This window comes from Nocardia sp. NPDC004151, from assembly GCF_042874235.1.
Taxonomy (GTDB): domain Bacteria; phylum Actinomycetota; class Actinomycetes; order Mycobacteriales; family Mycobacteriaceae; genus Nocardia.
Genome location: NZ_JBIAMR010000002.1, coordinates 602,254 through 618,188, shown reverse-complemented (window position 1 = coordinate 618,188; position 15,935 = coordinate 602,254). Strand labels below are relative to the sequence as shown.

The following is a 15,935-nucleotide window of genomic DNA, read 5'->3' as shown; positions in this document are numbered from 1 at the left end:
GCGTTCAGGAGAAAGCTGATGACACCGGTCTTCGATCCGTTCACGCTACCCAACGGCGTCACGCTGCCGAACCGGCTGGTCAAGGCCGCGATGGAAGAGAACATGGCCGCCGCCGGGCAACTGCCCGACCACGCCCTGTTCGAGCTGTACCGGCGCTGGAGCCGCGGCGGCGTCGGGCTGATCATCACCGGCAACGTCATGGTGCACGCGGACGCCCTCACCGGGCCGGGCGGCGTCGTCCTCGACCAGGATTCGCCGCTGGAACCGTTCCGGCAGTGGGCCACCGCGGCCAAGAGCGGCGGGGCGCGGGTGTGGATGCAGATCAATCACCCGGGGCGGCAGGTGCGGGCGGATATGCCCGGCGTCGCGTGGGCCCCTTCCGCGGTCCGGGTCGATACCGGCAAGACCAGCAAGATGTTCGCCGAGCCGGTCGCGATGAGCGCGGCGCAGATCGCGGAAACGGTGCGGCGATTCGCCGAAACCGCCCGCCGCGCAGCCGAAGCCGGGTTCGACGGCGTCGAAATCCATGCCGCGCACGGCTACCTGCTGTCGCAGTTCCTCTCGCCGTTGGCCAACCGGCGCACCGATCAGTGGGGCGGCAGCCTGCAGAACCGGGCCCGGCTGCTCCTCGACATCGTGCGCGCGGTCCGGGCCACGGTCGCTCCCGAGTTCGCCGTCGCCGTCAAACTCAACTCCGCCGACTTCCAGCGCGGCGGCTTCGACGCCGACGACGCGGCCGCCGTGATCGCCATGCTGGCTCCCCTCGGCGTCGACGTCGTCGAACTCTCCGGCGGCAGCTACGAGGCGCCCGCCATGACCGGCCAGGCCGGCGACGACCGCACCCGAGCCCGCGAGGCCTACTTCCTCACCCTCGCCGCCGAACTCGCCACCACCAGCCCACTCCCCCTCATGCTCACCGGCGGCATCGTCCGGCGACGAGTGGCCGAGGAAGTCCTGGCGGGCGGCGTCGACCTGGTCGGCATGGGCACCGCCCTCGCCGTCGACCCCGACCTCCCCACCACCTGGCGCCACGAACCCGAAGCCGCCGTCGAACTCACCCCCGTCCGCATGAAGAACAAAGCCATAGCCTCCGCCGCCTCCATGGCCCGTGTCCGCCGGCAACTCCGCCGCCTCGGCGCAGGCCGCCCCACCCGCCCCACCCTCAACCCCACCCTCGCCCTCCTCCAGGAAACCGCCCTCCAACGCCGAGCCCTCCGCCGCTACCGCACCTGGCTCACCACCCGTGCCGCCCTGGCGAATTCGGCGCACTGACCCGCGCCAACGCGGCCATCCGGCGACCCGCACAGCACCGAATCCTCGTATGACAGTGGCCATCAGGGGGGTTCATGACGAGCGGCGAGCGACGCGTTGGATCGGGGCCGGGCCTCGGTAGCATGGCCGATATGCCGACCCCGCCCGTCGAGCGACCCGACCTTCCACAGTTCATGACGTGGGAGGAACTCGAGAAGCTGCCCGATGAGATCGCCGGGCAGATCGAGTTGTGGGAGGGCCGCGTGGTGTGGGTCCGCAGGGGCCCGGCCGAGCATCAGGACTATTCGGTGGAACTGCGCAATGCGCTGCGACGATGCGCCCGGGAATCCATGGCGGCACAGCCTCAGCACTGCTGGCGGGCCTCGACCGAGACGAACATCTTCTTCGGCGCGACCGGGAAGTCCGATTTCGTCACGCCGGATTTCCTCGTCTATCGGTGCCCCGAGCAGGACTACCAGGACATCCGCGCGACCGCCGTGCTCATTGCCGGTGAGGTGCTGTCACCGTCGAACACAGAACGCGACATCGAGGCGAAGAAGGCGCGATACGCGGGAGCGGGCATCCCCTGGTACTGGGAAGTCATACTCGGCCGGGACCCGCGGCGGATCTCCACCATTCGCGTCTACGGCCTCGAGACCGGGCACGCGAGCCTGCCGGAAGGGGTTTATTCGCCGCGGCCCGCCAACTACATCGTCGCGGGCGAGTGGAATTCCGGCGCGTCGGCTGTCATCGCCTTCGACCACCCATTCCCCATCCACATCGCTTGGGACGACATCGGATTCTGATCCGGTGGGGCCATGCCGTTCATGTCGGCTGAGCCCTCGGCCATGACGCGCAGGACCAGGATGGCGGCGACCAGGGCGATCAGGAGGCCGAGGATCGCGCCCAGCAGTACCCAGGCCGCGTCTCCGAGTTTGCGCCGCATCGGGCCCCCTTCAGGGATTCGGGATCGAACCTGACGCTATCGGGAGTGCGTAGAGCGGGGCGGGCGTTCGTGGCGATCTTATTCCGTTGCCCGCCTTGGGGTTCGCGTCGACAATGGGGCCCACTGTCGACCGGGGGAGGACGTTCGTGAATCTGGATTTCGGTGTGCACCCGCTGTTTTCGTGGTACGTCGTACTACTACTGGTGAGCGGGATCGTCCTGTGGATCCTGGTGATCCCGCCGCGGCTGGACTGGTGGTGGCGGCTGGCCAACGCGGCCTGCGGCAGCCTGTGCGCCGGATATGGAGTGTATCTCGCATTCTTCTACCACTCCGGGACCTACCTGGTGATTCTCCAATTGTTCCTGCTGCCCGCCATGCTGGTGGTCATCTCGGTGTCGGCACTGCGCGGGGACACGACGCGCGGGCAGGGGTGACACAAAAGTGGCGCATCACCGGGAGGTGATGCGCCACTCGAGTTGGTTGGGTCAGCCGCGGATCTTCGCCGCCACCGTCGCGACGGCGGAGTCGGCGGGGAGTTCCTCGGCGGTGCCGGCGAAGCGGTCGCGGAGTTCGATCTTGCCTTCGGCCCAGCCTCGGCCGACCACGACGATGTAGGGCATGCCGAGGAGCTCGGCGTCCTTGAACTTCACGCCGGGAGACGCGGTGCGGTCGTCGAGGAGGACCTCGAAGCCGAGGGAATCCAGTTCGGCGGCAACCTGTTCGGCGCCCGCGCGGGCGGCGTCGTCCTTGTTGGCGATGACGACGTGGACGTCGAACGGGGCGACCTCGCGGGGCCAGCGCAGGCCCTTGTCATCGTGCTTCTGCTCGGCGAGCACCGCGACCATGCGGGAGACGCCGACACCGTAGGAGCCCATGGTGAGGCGGACCGGCTTGCCGTTCTCGCCCAGGACGTCCACCTGGAAGGCGTCGGTGTACTTCTGGCCCAGCTGGAAGATGTGGCCGATCTCGATGCCACGGGCGGCCTCGAGCACGCCGCGGCCGTCGGGCGACGGGTCGCCGTCACGAACCTCGGCGGCCTCGATGGTGCCGTCGGCGATGAAGTCACGACCGGCGACCAGGCCGACATAATGCTTGCCGGGCTCGTCGGCGCCGGTGATCCAGCTGGTGCCTGCCACCACGCGGGGGTCGACCAGGTAGCGGATGCCGTTGTCGAGCAGGGCCTTCGGGCCGATGTAGCCCTTCACCAGGAAGGGGTTGGCCTTGAAGTCGGCCTCGTCGAGCAGTTCGACGGCGGCGGGCTCGACCGACGCCTCGAGACGCTTCTCGTCGACCTCACGGTCACCGGGGACGCCGATGCCGAGCAGCTCGGTCTTGCCGTCGGGGTAGACCAGCTTGACCATGACGTTCTTGAGGGTGTCGGCGGCGGTGACCTCGCGGCCCAGCACCTTGTCGATGCCCGCGCCGTTGGCCCAGTCCACCAGGGTGGCGATGGTCGGGGTGTCGGGGGTGTCGTGGACGACCGCGCCGGCCTGGCCCTCGATGGCGATCGCGGGCGGCGCGGCGGTGACCACGGCCTCCACGTTCGCGGCGTACCCGGACTCGCGGCAGATGACGTAGGTGTCCTCACCGACCGGGCTGTCGGCCAGGAACTCCTCCGACGCCGAACCGCCCATGGCGCCGGAGGTGGCGGCCACGATCACGTACTTCACGCCGAGGCGGTCGAAGATCTTCTGGTAGGCCTCGCGGTGGGCGTTATAGCTGTTCTTCAGCCCGTCCTCGTCGAGGTCGAAGGAGTACGAGTCCTTCATGACGAACTCGCGGCCACGCAGGATGCCCGCGCGCGGACGGCCTTCGTCGCGGTACTTGGTCTGGATCTGGTACAGCGTGACCGGCAGATCCTTGTACGAGTTGTACTCACCCTTCACGGTGAGCGCGAACAGCTCCTCGTGGGTGGGGCCGAGCAGGTAGTCCTGACCCTTGCGGTCCTTGAGCCGGAACAGGCCGTCGCCGTACTCGGTCCAGCGGTTGGTGGTCTCGTACGGCTCGCGCGGCAGCAGAGCCGGCAGTGAGATCTCCTGCGCGCCGATGGCGTTCATCTCCGCCCGGACCACGTCCTCGACCTTGCGCAGCGTGCGCAGGCCGAGCGGCAGCCACGAGTAGACGCCGGGCGCGATGCGACGCACGTATCCGGCACGCACCAGCAGCTTGTGGCTGGGCACCTCGGCGTCGGCGGGATCGTCGCGCAGGGTGCGCAGGAACAGGTGGGAGAGGCGGGTGATCACGGATGAACACAGTAGCCGCTGCTAGCGAACAGTTCCCAAGGCATTACCGTGTTGGCTCGTGCTGGTGCTGCTGCCTCCCTCAGAAACCAAGTCCGACGGTGGTTCGGGCGGTCCCCTGGACCTGGATTCCCTCGCGATGCCGCAGCTCACGGCGGTGCGCGACAAACTGGTCACCGAGGTGATCGGATTGGCCGCCGACACCGACGCCTCCCGGGCCGCGCTCGGGCTCGGCAAGGGGGCTGACGCGGAGATCGCCCGCAATGCCGCCCTGCGCACCTCCGCCACCCGCCCGGCCCTGGACCGGTACACCGGCGTCCTCTACGACGCGCTGGACGCCGCGGGCTTCACGAAGGCGCAGCGCGCCAAGGCCGAAGCCCGCCTCGGCATCGGCTCGGCACTGTTCGGCGTGGTGCGGGCGGGCGACCCGATCCCCGCCTACCGGCTCTCGGGCGGCTCCAAACTGCCGGGACTGCCGACGCTGCCATCGCTGTGGAAGCCGGTGCTGCCGGGGGCGTTGCGCGCCGAGGCGGCCGGACAGCTGGTCGTGGACCTGCGCTCGGGCACCTACCAGAACCTGGGCCGCATCCCCGGCGCGGTCACCGCGACCGTCCTCACCGAACGCCCCGACGGCTCCCGAACCGTCGTGAGCCACTTCAACAAACACCACAAGGGCCTGCTGGCCCGCGCCCTGGTGCTGACCCGCACCGAGCCGTCCACCATCGACGCCCTGGCCAAGGTCGCCGAGAAGGCCGGGCTGCGCACCGAGATCGCGTCCCCGACCGAGCTGCTCATCATCACCAACTGATCCGGGCCTCGATAGAGTGGCCGGGTGGAACCCAACGAGCTCTCCCCCGAGGTCCTCGAACTCGCGAGCAAGATCTTCGACCTCGCCCGCACCGGCGACGCCGCCACCCTGGCCGCCTACCTCGACGCCGGCGTCCCGGTGAACCTCACCAACGACAATGGCGACACCCTGCTCATGCTCGCCGCCTACTACTCCCACCCCGACGCGGTCACCGCCCTCCTCGACCGCGAAGCCGACCCCAACTTCGGCAACGACAAGGGCCAAACCCCGCTCTCCGGAGCCGTTTTCAAGGGCTCCGACGAGATCGTGAACGCCCTCCTCGCCGCCGGAGCCGACCCGGACGCGGGCAGCCCGTCCGCCCGCGACGCCGCCGAAATGTTCGGCCAGACCAAATACCTGAAGCTGTTCGACGCCTGAGTTCGACGCCCCGAGCCCACCGGATCGACACCACATCCCCACAGTTTCGACGGGGTGATCCCGGCATGCCCTGCCGATAACATCGATCCGGTGATACGAAGCGGCAGAACTGATTTCGAACAATCCGCCGAACCACCCGAGGCCGACGACGCGGCCGATACACCCTCGAGGATCGGTGACGTCCTGGCGGTAGCACTCGGCATGCTGATCGGCCTGCTCGTCTTCCTGGCCCTGCTCGCCGCGTTCTTCTACGAGATGAGCAAGGCCTTCGGTGATGAGAACGCCGCTGGCATCACCGAAACAATCGTGGACCTACGAAGCGGCTGAGCTGGATCCACCCGGCCAAGATCCACCAACCCATCTCTCGACGCCGGTTGAGCCCGATGCCGACGGGGGTGTGCGACGAGCCGGATGTCCGGGTTCTGCGGAGCGCCGATGAATTCGGGTGGGTGGTGGCGTCCACAGAGGGGAATGTGAGCCGAGCTGGGAGGTATTCCGAGTGTCGAAGACGTCTTCTCGTGACGCGTTGTGGGCGATGGTGCGGGCCGAGCGTGGAGCGCTGGCCGAGGAACTCGCGCGGTTGAGTTCCGCGCAGTGGGGTGAGCGGTCACTGTGTGGGGAATGGACGGTCGAGGAGGTTGTCGCGCACCTCACGGCGGGGGCCAGTACGGGGCGATTGCGGTGGATGGTCAGTGTGGTGCGGAATCGGTTCGACTTCGGTCGGCACAATGATCGGCAGTTGGCCAGGCATCTCGGGAACACACCGGAGGAGACGCTGCAGCGGTTTCAGGCGGTCGTGGACAGTACGGTCGCGCCGTCGGGGCACACGGCGGCGTGGCTCGGGGAGGTGGTCGTCCACGGGCAGGACATTCGGCGGCCGTTGGGGCTGACGCGGGAACCGTCGATCGAGACGGTGAGCGAGGTGGCTCGATTCTTCGCGAGCCGGGACTTCACCGTCGCGGGGCGCAGCGCGATCGAGGGGCTGCGGTTGGAGGCCAGTGATGGGCCGTTCGCCGTGGGCGACGGTCCGGTGGTCGGTGGGACGACGATCGCGTTGACCATGGCCATGGCGGGGCGGTCGGTCTATTGCGACGATCTCGCCGGGCCCGGGGTGGACGTATTGCGCGGTCGGATCTGAATCGAGTCCAATGATGGTTCGGCGGTTACGCATTGGGGGCGGTCCGGGCGATTCATAATTCGTGATGGGAATCGTTCGGGGGACCGCCGAACGGCGGACCGTGCCGGCGGGGGCCGGGGCCCTCGTGCTCGACTTCACCGGGGCACCGAATCCGGATGCCCCGCAATGGACTGTCCCGCCCGTGACGCCCGGCACCTGCGGACCCGTCGCGGCCGACTTCGAGCAGTGGAACATCCTGCGCAAACTGGCCGCGACGGCGGGGTGGAGCCTGTGACCTACTGCGCGGAGTGACCGGGCAGCACGCAGACCGCGTCCAGGCCGAGCACGTGGTTGAGGCGGCCGAAGGCCAGCCAGGAGCCCAGGCACATGGACAGTTCCACGATCTCGGCGTCGGTGTAGTGCTTCTTCATGCGCTCGAAGAACTCGTCGTCGAGCGAGTGGTGGTCGAGGGTGTAGACCTCGGCGTATTCGGCGGCCATGCGGACGCGGTCGTCGAAGTTCTCGGTGGTGCGCCAGTTGGTGACGTCGTCGGCGAAGGACTCCTCGACCTTCTCGCCATCGCGATCGGTGCGCCAGTCCAGGCAGAACAGGCAGCCGTTGATCTGCGCGATGCGCAGCCGCGCGGCCTCGAACTCGCGCAGGCCCAGGGTGCTGTGCGAGTACACGGCGAGGGAGAAGTTGGAGGCCGCCACACCGATGCCGGGGACCATCTCGCCCCAGACGTAGCCGATGGGGTCCTTGCCCTCGGGAATGTCGATGATCATGCGGGCTCCTTTGAAAGTTGCTGTCTTCCGAGAGTGCCGAACGGCAGGGGCACGTCGAGTGCGTCGTACAAACCGGGTTCCGCGGTGGCCAGCCACGGGAGCGCGTTGACCAATCTGCCCACCGCGGTGGCGTTTCCGCCCGCGGAGTGATTGCCGTCCTCATCGGTGGCCTGCACGGTGATCTCGATGCGGGGACGGCCCTCGATGATGACGCGGTGCGCGCCCGCGCCGCTGGGCGGCTGCGGCCAGTCCGGGGCGCAACTGGCGTGGATGCGGGTGACGTGCTCGATGACGATGCGCGGGCTGCCGTCGACGATGCCCTGCACCTCGAAGCGCACCGCGCCCTGGGTGCCGGCGTCGAACTTGCCCATCAGCTCGGTCTCCACGGTGTCCACGAGGGGACGGCGCTCCACCACCTCGCGAATGTCGGTGAGCGCCACGCCGAGTCCGCGCGCGATGAGCCGAATCTGCCCGCCCCACACCATGGTCGGGATGGTCGGGGCCAGCATCGGCGGCTGATAGTCCATGGGCTGCCCCATGCCGACCAGGTAGCGCACCGAATCGGGCTGGTCGTAGGTGGTGTAGTCGAAGATCTCCTGGCAGCGCAGCACGTCCACGGTGCTGCCCAGGCCGCTCATCAGCAGCGGCAGGATGTCGTTGCCCCAGCCCGGGTCGATGCCCGAGACGAACAGCGTGCCACCGCCTTCCGCGGCGGCCGCGCTGACCCGGTCGCGCAGTTCGGCGGGGGCGCTGCGGTGGTCGTAGAGCGCGTACAGGGCGGGGGTGACCACGACGGCCCCGGCGCGCAGCGCGCGTTCGATATCGGCGACGGCGTCGTCGGGGCGGATATCACCGGAGGCGGCGTACACCACGGCCCGCGGGCCCGCGGCCAGCGCGGCGTCGATGTCGTCGACGGCCGCGACCCCCAGTTCGACGTCCAATCCGGCGAGCGTGCCGGCGTCGCGGCCGACTTTGTCCGGATTGTGGACCAGAACGCCGGTCAGCTCCAGTTCGGGATGCGCCGCGACGGCCCGGATGGCCGCACGGCCGACATTGCCCGTGCCCCAGACCAGGGTGGAAATCATGTCCGAAACGTAGCAAACGCTTGGTAGGTTGGTGTCCGATTCGGCTACATTGCGGTATGGATATCGCAGCACTCGAATCGATTCGCGCACTCAAGTACCGCTACCTCCGCACCCTCGACCTCAAGCAGTGGGACGAGTTCGCGGACACGCTGTGCGCCGACATCGTCGGCTCCTACGGTTCGCCCTCGGGCGGGCTGCCCGCGCAGTTCACCAGCCGCGACCAGATCGTCGACTACATGCGGGGCGCGCTGAGCGGCAACATCATCACCGTGCACGTCGCCAACCACCCGGAGATCACCGTGGACGGCGACACCGCCTCGGGCAGCTGGTGCCTGGAGGACACGGTCATCGCCGCCGACTACGGCCTGCTGATCCGCGGCGCGGCCTACTACCACGACACCTACCGTCGGGAGGACGGCGTGTGGCGCATCGCCAGCACCGGCTACCAGCGCATCTACGAGTCCAAGATGTCGACCGCCGAGCTGCCGGGCTACGCGCTCACCGCCAACCGCTGGGCTCCGGCCGAAGAGTCGCGCTGACACCACCGACCGACGCGGAGTTCCGCTGTCACACCGGCGGTTTCCGCCGTCGACGGCAGGCGTCAACCCAGCATGATCGCGTCCAATCGGGTGCGCAGGAACTCGGCCGAGACCACCGGCGCCAGGCCCGCGACGCGGCCGATGGGCGGATCCAAGGGCGTCACCCGGGCGTCGTGGTCGAGTTCGTAGAAGTAGATCAGTGAGACCAGGTCCTCCTCGGGCGCGGCGGCCTGGGGCGGCAGCACGCGGTGACGCCCCGCGGGCCAGCGGTGGCCGCTCCAATACGCCAGCAGGTCACCGATGTTCACGGTGAGGGCCTCGGGGTCGTAGGGCGCGTCGGCCCAGCCGCCGTCGTCGGTGTACACCTGCAGGCCGCCCGCGCCGGGTTCGCGGTCCAGGACGGTGACGGTGCCGAAGTCGGTGTGCGGCCCGATGCGGAACTGTCCGGGTTCGGGCGGGCCGATCGCGGTCAGCGGCGGGTAGTGATTGATGTTGCAGGTCCAGGTAGGCCGAGCGGCCAGGCTCTCGAAGGGGTTGTGCGACAGACCGAGTGCCGCCGCGAACAGCGCCAGCAGCTCGTCGGAGAGCACGCGCACGGCGGCGGTGTAGGCGAGCAGCGGCTCCCGCAGTTCACCCACTTCACCGGGCCACACATTGTCGAGGAACCAGACCCGGTCCACGCGCGGGTCGCCGGTCCGGGTGTCCGCGCCGACGGCGAAGGTCTCCTTCAGATCCGGCGGTGTCGCGGTGCCCTCGGAGTACCCATTGGCCTCGAGGCCCGGACCGATCCACCCGCGGCCGCCGACCGACACCGCGTAGCGCTGCTTCACGGCCGGCGGCAGTGCGAAGAAGCGGCGGGCGGCGGCGCGCACGTCGCCCGGAAGTCCTTGCGGCACACCGTGTCCGCGCACCAGCAGGAATCCGGCGCGGCGCAGGCCCGCGTCCACCTCGCGCAGCACCCGCGCCGCGGACTCGCCGCCCGCGCGCCAGCGGTCCAGATCGACGGTCGCGATGGGGGTCATCGCGGCACCCCGATGTCCTCGTTCCAGAGTTCGGGGCGTTCGGCGATGAACCGGGTCATCATGTCGACGCAGGCCGGGTCGTCGAGCACGGTGACCTCCACCCCGTGCTCGGCGAGCCAGTCGTGGCCGCCGGTGAAGGTCCGCGACTCCCCCACGATGACCGCGCCGATGCCGAACTGCCGGACCAGGCCGCTGCAGTACCAGCACGGGGACAGCGTGGTGACCATGATGGTGTCGCGGTAGTCGCGACGACGACCGGCACGGCGGAAGGCGTCGGTCTCGGCGTGCACGCTCGGGTCATCGTGCTGGACGCGGCGGTTGCGGCCGCGGCCGAGCAGCGTCCCGGTGCTGTCGAAAAGGGCGGCCCCGATGGGGATTCCACCCTCCCGCAGGCCGAGTTGCGCCTCTTCGTAGGCGGTGGCCAGCAGATCCCGCGCAGTGATCATGCCGACCATGCTGCCACCGCCCATGCCTCGAAGCCGGGTATCCGCGCTCAGCGCTCGTGCGATTCCTCGAGCACCGTCCGGCCCAGCAGCGCGTACCGTGCCGGGTCGGTGCGGCGCAGACGGGCGGCGTAGCCGAGACCCGCGAGGGCGACGGCGGCGACCAGGTACGGCGTCGCCTTCAGAATCATCGACCCGGCCTCGGTTCCGGCGGCGGTATCCATATTGAGGACCAGCAGCAGCACCACGCCGAGCATGGCCACGCCGCCGATCAGCGGGGCCACCAGCGTGCGGAACCAGTGGCGGCTCTCGGGATGGTTGGCGCGGAAGTAGGCGATCACCGCGAACGAGCAGGTGGCCTGGACGATCAGGATCGCCATCGTGCCCAGCACCGCGAGCAGGGTGTACAGGCCCGCGTACGGATCCTTGCCCGCGAGCCCGAACGCCAGCACCAGCAGCGCCGCCACGGCGGTCTGCACCAGGCCCGCGATATGCGGCGAACCGTGCCCGGGATGAGCCGTGCCGATGGTGCGCTGGAGCACCGGCACCACGCCTTCGCGGCCGAGCGCGAACAGGTAGCGGGCGGCGCAGTTGTGGAAGGCCATGCCGCAGGCCAGCGAACCGGTGACCATCAGCCACTGCATGACCTCGACCGCCCAGTGCCCGACATAGCGTTCGGTGGGCCCGAAGAACACATTCATCGGATTGTCGGAGGAGGCCAGTTCCAGAGCCTTGTCACCGCCGCTGCCCGAGATGGCCATCCAGGACACGAACAGGTAGAAGACGCCGACGCCGAGTACCGCGATCATGGTGGCGCGCGGGATGATTCGCTTCGGATCCTTGGATTCCTCGCCGTACATGGCGGTCGACTCGAATCCGACCCACGACCAGAACGCGAAGAACAGTCCCAGGCCCGCCGACGGCCCGTGGAAGGCGTTGGCGGGGTTGATGGGCGCCAGTGACAGGCCGTCGGGGCCGCCGCCGTGCAGCAGCACCGACACGGCCATGACGAACAGCACCGTGACCTCGGTGGCCAGCAGGACCACCAGCAGTCGTTCGGCCAACGCGACGCCGAACCAGGTGCCCACCGCGTTGATCGCCAGCATGAGGATCGCGAAAACCCACCAGGGCACGTCTTTTCCGAGCTGATCGAGCACCGTGTTGTGGGCGAAGCTGGAGAAGATGCCGATCAGCGACGGCTCGAACACCATGTAGGCGAAGGCCGCCAGCAGCCCGGCCGCCAGCCCCGCGCTGCGCCCCAGCCCGAAGGAGATGAATCCGTAGAAGGCGCCGGTGGCGGTGATGTGCTTGGCCATGGTGGTGAATCCCACGGTGAACACCGCGAGCACCGCCATGGCGATCAGAAAGGCCGCGGGCGTGCCGATTCCGCTGCCCGACGACATCATGAACGGCACGTTGCCGGTCATGGCGGTGATGGGCGCGGCGGTCGCGACGGCCATGAACACCACGCCGAGCAGGCCCACCACATTGGGTTTGAGCCGCGACACTGCGGGTTCGGGTTCGCCGGATTCTCCCGAAATCGCTACCGGTGTACTCGGTTCCATGGTGCAACTCCTCTATCTCTGGTCGATGACCTGCGAGGAATTGTGCGGACGGGAATGTTGCACGGATATGAAACGGAGTTACCACAACCGACCAATGGTGTGACTCAGATCACTACTCTTACAGTCGGATTGAAAGACCGTCCAGCCCTTTACAAATCGTCAGGCGGATACCGCAGTGAGCCCGTGGACAACGCCCTCGCCCGCGACCTGTGGCGGGTGCTGGAACCGCTGCACGCCGTCACCTACTGCGCCGCGGACTGCATCGCCGCCAACAAAGCCGTTGGCCTGCGCGGCTTCTGGATGGGCTACTTCGCCGCCCGCTCGGCCCCGTTCGGCACGGCCGGCCCCGCACCGACGCCCTCGCCATGACCGCCTACCGCGAGGTTCCCGGCATCGTCGAGACCCTCGCGGTGCTGACGCCCGCCGCCCGCGCCGTGGCCCGCGGCGGCGAGATCCCCTACCCGAATCCGATGGGCGCCGACCCGGCCTGAGCCGGGCTCACCGGGCATCGCCCGCGGTGGCCAGGTCGCGGATCAGCAGCGCGGCGTGCAGGGAGGTCCGGGTCTCGCCATTGTCCAGATCGACGTCGAGGATGCGCTCGATCCGCGACAGCCGGTCATAGAGGGTGGGCCGGCTGATATTGAGCCGCTTCGCGAGTTCGGTCTTGTTGCCCGCCAGGTCCAGGAACTGGCGCAGGGTGCGGGTCAGGTCGGTGGCATTGCGGATGTCGTGGCGCAGCAAGGCGCTCAGTTCGGTCTCGGCGAACCGCTGAACCCCGGGCTCGTCCCGGATGAGCGAGAGCAGGCCGCGCAGCCGGACGTCGCCGCTGCGATAGAACGGGCGCGGAGTCGAAGCGTCCAGGGAGAGCGCCACTTCCGCGACATGCGCGGCCTGGGCCAGTTCGCGCGCGGTGTCGAGCAGCGAATCCGATTCACCGCCGACGCCGATCACCGCGCGTCCCACGCCGGGCACCCGGCGAACCTCGGCGAGCATGGCCACGCAGATCGCGGTGAGCGCGGAATCGACGTCACCGCCGCGCGGCACGCCCAGCACGAAGGTGACCCGGTTGCCGTGATCGGGCGCGGCCAGCGCGGTCGCCTTGGCCAGCGCCACCCCGTGCAGCGCCGCGTCCAGCAAGGCGGCCGTACGCCGTTGCTGCGCGACCGGATCCGACTCGGCGGCGGCGGCGACCTCCAACGCCAGGGGCACATAGCGGACCCGGCGGGCCAGCCCCAGCGCGGCGGCCAGCGCGACCGCGTCGCGTTCGTCGGTGAGGCGGCCGTTGACCATGTCGTCGATGAGCCCGGTCTGCGCCTGCCGATGCAGACCGAAACGATCGCGCTCGATCATGCGGTGCAGGGTGAGGGTCTGGGCCGCGCGTTCGAGCACCATGCGGGCACGGGCGCTGGTCACGCGGTTCGAACGCAGGATGAGCCGGCCCCAGCGCTGCGTATGCGGGCCCACCGGAACCACATTCGGATCGATGTCCGACAGCAGCCGGGAGGTGGCCTCCCAGCGGTCGAGCAGCGCCGAGGTACCGGTGTGGCGCGCGGTCAGCGCCAGCACCCGGTGCGCCAGATCCTCGAGCACGACCGAGGCGTCCAGCATCCCGGCGGCGGTCTTCACGATCTCGGCCAGCGACGCCCGCCGCACGCTGAGCGCGGTGAAGGTCTCGTGCACGGTGCGCGCGAACTCCAGCTCCTCGTACTGGTCGGCCACGATCACCCGGTGCACCGCCTCGGTGATCTCCACGAACCGCACCACCCGGCGCAGCGCCACCACCGGCAGACCCAGCCGGTCCGCGGTCCGCGCCACCACGGGCGTGAACTCCCGCACCGAGGTGCCCAATTCCACCACCAGCCCCGACACCCCCGCCGCGGCCAGGGATTCCAGATAGGCCACGGTCTCGGCGTCGCTACCGGTCAGCGCCTGCCCGGTGGTGAGAATGAGTTCCCGGCCGACCAGCAGCTTCGCGACATCGGCCAGCTCGCTGACGTGCACCCACCGCACCGGCCGATCCAGCGGGCCGCCGCCGGCGACCTCCGGCAGCCCGGCGCGCACGACCGGCATGGCCAGCACGTCAGCAACGGAGAGGAGCACCGACGAATCGTAATACGAAGACGGAAAATGGATACACAATGTCGGGAATCAACCAGCCGGTAATGACGCAGAGTAGGGACGGACGAACCCCGGCCCGACCGGTGGAATCACGGAATCGAGGAGATATGCAGACCATCGCACACTGGCTCGACGGCAAGCCCTTCACCGGTTCCGCCGAGAGGACCGCGCCCGTCACCAATCCCGCCACCGGCGCGGTGACCGCACGGGTCGCCCTGGCGTCCGCGGCCGACGTAGGCACGGTGATCGACGCCGCCGTCGCCGCCTTCCCCGCCTGGCGCGACGCCTCGCTGGCCAAACGCACCCAGGTGCTGTTCCGGTTCCGCGAACTGCTCAACGAGCGCAAGGAGGAGCTGGCCGCGATCATCACCGCCGAACACGGCAAGGTGCTCGCCGACGCCCTCGGCGAGGTGTCGCGCGGTCTGGAGATCGTCGAATTCGCCTGCGGCATACCGCATCTACTCAAGGGTGGCTACACCGAGAACGCCTCCACCAAGGTCGACATCTTCTCGGTGCGCCAGCCGCTGGGCCCGGTGGCGATCATCTCGCCGTTCAATTTCCCGGCCATGGTGCCCATGTGGTTCTTCCCGGTCGCCATCGGGGCCGGGAACACCGTGGTGCTCAAGCCGAGCGAGAAGGATCCCTCGGCCTCGTTGTGGATGGCCGAACTCTGGCAGGAGGCCGGGCTGCCCGACGGGGTGTTCAACGTGGTCCAGGGCGACAAGGTCGCCGTCGACGAACTGCTGGCCAACCCCGCGATCAAGGCGGTGTCGTTCGTCGGCTCCACCCCCATCGCCCGCTACGTCTACGAGCACGGCACCGCCGCGGGCAAACGGGTGCAGGCGCTCGGCGGCGCCAAGAACCACATGGTGGTGCTGCCCGACGCCGACCTGGACCTGGCGGCCGACGCGGCGGTCAACGCGGGCTTCGGGTCGGCCGGGGAACGGTGCATGGCCATCAGCGCGCTGGTCGCGGTCGGCGATATCGCCGACGACCTGGTGGCACGAATCACCAAGCGCGCCGAGACCATTCGCACCGGCGACGGCACCCGCGGCACCGATATGGGCCCGCTGGTCACCGCCGCGCACCGCGACAAGGTGGCGGCCTACGTCGCGGCGGGCGAATCCTCCGGCGCGACAGTGGTTCTCGACGGACGCACGGTGTCCCCGGAGGGCGGCGCCGACGGATTCTGGCTGGGCCCCACCATTCTCGACCACGTCACCCCCGAGATGAGCGTCTACACCGACGAGATCTTCGGACCGGTGCTGTCGGTGGTCCGGGTGGACAGCTACGACGAGGCGCTGGCCCTGATCAACGCCAACCCCTACGGCAACGGCACCGCCCTGTTCACCAATGACGGCGGCGCGGCGCGCCGGTTCCACAACGAGGTCGAGGTCGGCATGGTCGGCATCAATGTCCCCATCCCGGTCCCCATGGCCTACTACAGTTTCGGAGGCTGGAAGAACTCCCTGTTCGGCGATTCGCACGCGCACGGCGCCGACGGCGTGCACTTCTTCACCCGCACCAAGGCCGTCACCACCCGCTGGCTCGACCCCAGCCACGGCGGCCTGAATCTCGGCTTCCCCCAGAACCACTGAC

General features: G+C 69.0%; 19 protein-coding genes. 12 read left to right on the top strand and 7 right to left on the bottom strand.

All coding sequences use genetic code 11. From position 1 onward, the window contains the following. Positions 1-18 precede the first annotated feature (18 nt). The 3 genes from ACFYTS_RS06505 to ACFYTS_RS06495 all read left to right on the top strand — a co-directional run bounded on the left by ACFYTS_RS06505 (position 19) and on the right by ACFYTS_RS06495 (position 2,631). Entirely contained in the window at positions 19-1,272 is a 1,254-nt protein-coding gene (locus ACFYTS_RS06505; protein WP_387301778.1) for an NADH:flavin oxidoreductase/NADH oxidase family protein, read from the top strand. 131 nt (positions 1,273-1,403) lie between these two features. Beyond that, positions 1,404-2,057 (top strand): Uma2 family endonuclease, encoded by a 654-nt coding sequence (locus tag ACFYTS_RS06500; protein WP_387301776.1) that lies wholly within the window; start codon positions 1,404-1,406, stop codon positions 2,055-2,057. Positions 2,058-2,343: 286 nt separating this feature from the next. After that, on the top strand, positions 2,344-2,631 hold the full coding sequence (locus tag ACFYTS_RS06495; RefSeq protein ID WP_357281377.1) for a hypothetical protein: 288 nt from the start codon (positions 2,344-2,346) through the stop codon (positions 2,629-2,631). A 51-nt stretch (positions 2,632-2,682) separates the two neighbouring features. Here ACFYTS_RS06495 and ACFYTS_RS06490 read toward each other — a convergent pair whose 3' ends face one another. After that, positions 2,683-4,440 carry a proline--tRNA ligase gene (locus ACFYTS_RS06490; RefSeq protein ID WP_387301774.1) on the bottom strand — a complete coding sequence of 586 codons (1,758 nt, stop codon included), beginning with the start codon at positions 4,438-4,440 and terminating at the stop codon, positions 2,683-2,685. 58 nt (positions 4,441-4,498) lie between these two features. On the opposite strand from ACFYTS_RS06490, the gene yaaA reads away from it, so the two are divergent. The 5 genes from yaaA (at position 4,499) to ACFYTS_RS06465 (ending at position 7,074) form a co-directional block, all read left to right on the top strand. Next, on the top strand, positions 4,499-5,245 hold the full coding sequence (gene yaaA, locus ACFYTS_RS06485; RefSeq protein ID WP_387301772.1) for a peroxide stress protein YaaA: 747 nt from the start codon (positions 4,499-4,501) through the stop codon (positions 5,243-5,245). A gap of 24 nt (positions 5,246-5,269) precedes the next feature. Further along, positions 5,270-5,662 (top strand): ankyrin repeat domain-containing protein, encoded by a 393-nt coding sequence (locus ACFYTS_RS06480; RefSeq protein WP_357281385.1) that lies wholly within the window; start codon positions 5,270-5,272, stop codon positions 5,660-5,662. Positions 5,663-5,716: 54 nt separating this feature from the next. Then, positions 5,717-5,989: a hypothetical protein gene (locus ACFYTS_RS06475; protein WP_387301770.1), complete on the top strand. Its 273-nt coding sequence runs from the start codon at positions 5,717-5,719 to the stop codon at positions 5,987-5,989. A 172-nt stretch (positions 5,990-6,161) separates the two neighbouring features. Further along, positions 6,162-6,800, top strand: coding sequence for a maleylpyruvate isomerase family mycothiol-dependent enzyme (locus ACFYTS_RS06470; protein WP_387301768.1), 639 nt, complete (start codon positions 6,162-6,164; stop codon positions 6,798-6,800). 64 nt (positions 6,801-6,864) lie between these two features. Beyond that, positions 6,865-7,074, top strand: a complete 210-nt coding sequence (locus ACFYTS_RS06465) for a hypothetical protein (RefSeq protein WP_387301766.1) — start codon at positions 6,865-6,867, stop codon at positions 7,072-7,074. Position 7,075: 1 nt separating this feature from the next. Here the strand turns inward: ACFYTS_RS06465 and ACFYTS_RS06460 are convergent, their stop codons facing one another. Next, positions 7,076-7,564 carry a carboxymuconolactone decarboxylase family protein gene (locus ACFYTS_RS06460; RefSeq protein ID WP_357281392.1) on the bottom strand — a complete coding sequence of 163 codons (489 nt, stop codon included), beginning with the start codon at positions 7,562-7,564 and terminating at the stop codon, positions 7,076-7,078. Next, positions 7,561-8,649 (bottom strand): dihydrodipicolinate reductase, encoded by a 1,089-nt coding sequence (locus ACFYTS_RS06455; protein WP_387301764.1) that lies wholly within the window; start codon positions 8,647-8,649, stop codon positions 7,561-7,563. The genes ACFYTS_RS06460 and ACFYTS_RS06455 overlap by 4 nt, the downstream gene beginning before the upstream one ends. 56 nt (positions 8,650-8,705) lie before the next feature. Here ACFYTS_RS06455 and ACFYTS_RS06450 point away from each other — a divergent pair, with 56 nt between their 5' ends. Continuing rightward, positions 8,706-9,188, top strand: a complete 483-nt coding sequence (locus ACFYTS_RS06450) for a nuclear transport factor 2 family protein (RefSeq protein ID WP_357281396.1) — start codon at positions 8,706-8,708, stop codon at positions 9,186-9,188. 62 nt (positions 9,189-9,250) lie between these two features. Here ACFYTS_RS06450 and ACFYTS_RS06445 read toward each other — a convergent pair whose 3' ends face one another. The 3 genes from ACFYTS_RS06445 to ACFYTS_RS06435 are packed head-to-tail and all read right to left on the bottom strand — an operon-like array spanning position 9,251 to position 12,218. After that, entirely contained in the window at positions 9,251-10,210 is a 960-nt protein-coding gene (locus ACFYTS_RS06445) for an isopenicillin N synthase family dioxygenase (protein ID WP_387301762.1), read from the bottom strand. Further along, positions 10,207-10,656 (bottom strand): nucleoside deaminase, encoded by a 450-nt coding sequence (locus ACFYTS_RS06440; RefSeq protein ID WP_387301760.1) that lies wholly within the window; start codon positions 10,654-10,656, stop codon positions 10,207-10,209. Before ACFYTS_RS06440 ends, ACFYTS_RS06445 begins: the two co-directional genes overlap by 4 nt. Before the next feature lie 47 nt (positions 10,657-10,703). Further along, entirely contained in the window at positions 10,704-12,218 is a 1,515-nt protein-coding gene (locus ACFYTS_RS06435; protein WP_357281401.1) for an APC family permease, read from the bottom strand. A gap of 183 nt (positions 12,219-12,401) precedes the next feature. Here ACFYTS_RS06435 and ACFYTS_RS06430 point away from each other — a divergent pair, with 183 nt between their 5' ends. Next, complete coding sequence (locus tag ACFYTS_RS06430) at positions 12,402-12,587, top strand: hypothetical protein (protein ID WP_387301758.1); 186 nt, start codon at positions 12,402-12,404, stop codon at positions 12,585-12,587. After that, positions 12,584-12,709 (top strand): hypothetical protein, encoded by a 126-nt coding sequence (locus ACFYTS_RS06425; protein ID WP_387301756.1) that lies wholly within the window; start codon positions 12,584-12,586, stop codon positions 12,707-12,709. The genes ACFYTS_RS06430 and ACFYTS_RS06425 overlap by 4 nt, the downstream gene beginning before the upstream one ends. Positions 12,710-12,716: 7 nt before the next feature. Here the strand turns inward: ACFYTS_RS06425 and ACFYTS_RS06420 are convergent, their stop codons facing one another. Continuing rightward, on the bottom strand, positions 12,717-14,288 hold the full coding sequence (locus tag ACFYTS_RS06420) for a PucR family transcriptional regulator (RefSeq protein WP_387302092.1): 1,572 nt from the start codon (positions 14,286-14,288) through the stop codon (positions 12,717-12,719). A 155-nt stretch (positions 14,289-14,443) separates the two neighbouring features. Here ACFYTS_RS06420 and ACFYTS_RS06415 point away from each other — a divergent pair, with 155 nt between their 5' ends. Further along, a complete protein-coding gene (locus ACFYTS_RS06415) occupies positions 14,444-15,934 on the top strand; it encodes a CoA-acylating methylmalonate-semialdehyde dehydrogenase (protein ID WP_387301754.1) in 1,491 nt (496 codons plus the stop codon). Position 15,935 lies beyond the last annotated feature (1 nt).

What these genes read in the sequence shown, in the direction of transcription:
- ACFYTS_RS06505 (WP_387301778.1), top strand. Translation starts at nt 19, where the DNA reads ATGACACCGGTCTTCGATCCGTTCACGCTACCCAACGGCGTCACGCTG.
- ACFYTS_RS06500 (WP_387301776.1), top strand. Translation starts at nt 1,404, where the DNA reads ATGCCGACCCCGCCCGTCGAGCGACCCGACCTTCCACAGTTCATGACG.
- ACFYTS_RS06465 (WP_387301766.1), top strand. Translation starts at nt 6,865, where the DNA reads ATGGGAATCGTTCGGGGGACCGCCGAACGGCGGACCGTGCCGGCGGGG.
- ACFYTS_RS06460 (WP_357281392.1), bottom strand. Translation starts at nt 7,564, where the DNA reads ATGATCATCGACATTCCCGAGGGCAAGGACCCCATCGGCTACGTCTGG.
- ACFYTS_RS06455 (WP_387301764.1), bottom strand. Translation starts at nt 8,649, where the DNA reads ATGATTTCCACCCTGGTCTGGGGCACGGGCAATGTCGGCCGTGCGGCC.
- ACFYTS_RS06450 (WP_357281396.1), top strand. Translation starts at nt 8,706, where the DNA reads ATGGATATCGCAGCACTCGAATCGATTCGCGCACTCAAGTACCGCTAC.
- ACFYTS_RS06445 (WP_387301762.1), bottom strand. Translation starts at nt 10,210, where the DNA reads ATGACCCCCATCGCGACCGTCGATCTGGACCGCTGGCGCGCGGGCGGC.
- ACFYTS_RS06440 (WP_387301760.1), bottom strand. Translation starts at nt 10,656, where the DNA reads ATGATCACTGCGCGGGATCTGCTGGCCACCGCCTACGAAGAGGCGCAA.
- ACFYTS_RS06435 (WP_357281401.1), bottom strand. Translation starts at nt 12,218, where the DNA reads ATGGAACCGAGTACACCGGTAGCGATTTCGGGAGAATCCGGCGAACCC.
- ACFYTS_RS06425 (WP_387301756.1), top strand. Translation starts at nt 12,584, where the DNA reads ATGACCGCCTACCGCGAGGTTCCCGGCATCGTCGAGACCCTCGCGGTG.
- ACFYTS_RS06420 (WP_387302092.1), bottom strand. Translation starts at nt 14,288, where the DNA reads ATGCCGGTCGTGCGCGCCGGGCTGCCGGAGGTCGCCGGCGGCGGCCCG.
- ACFYTS_RS06415 (WP_387301754.1), top strand. Translation starts at nt 14,444, where the DNA reads ATGCAGACCATCGCACACTGGCTCGACGGCAAGCCCTTCACCGGTTCC.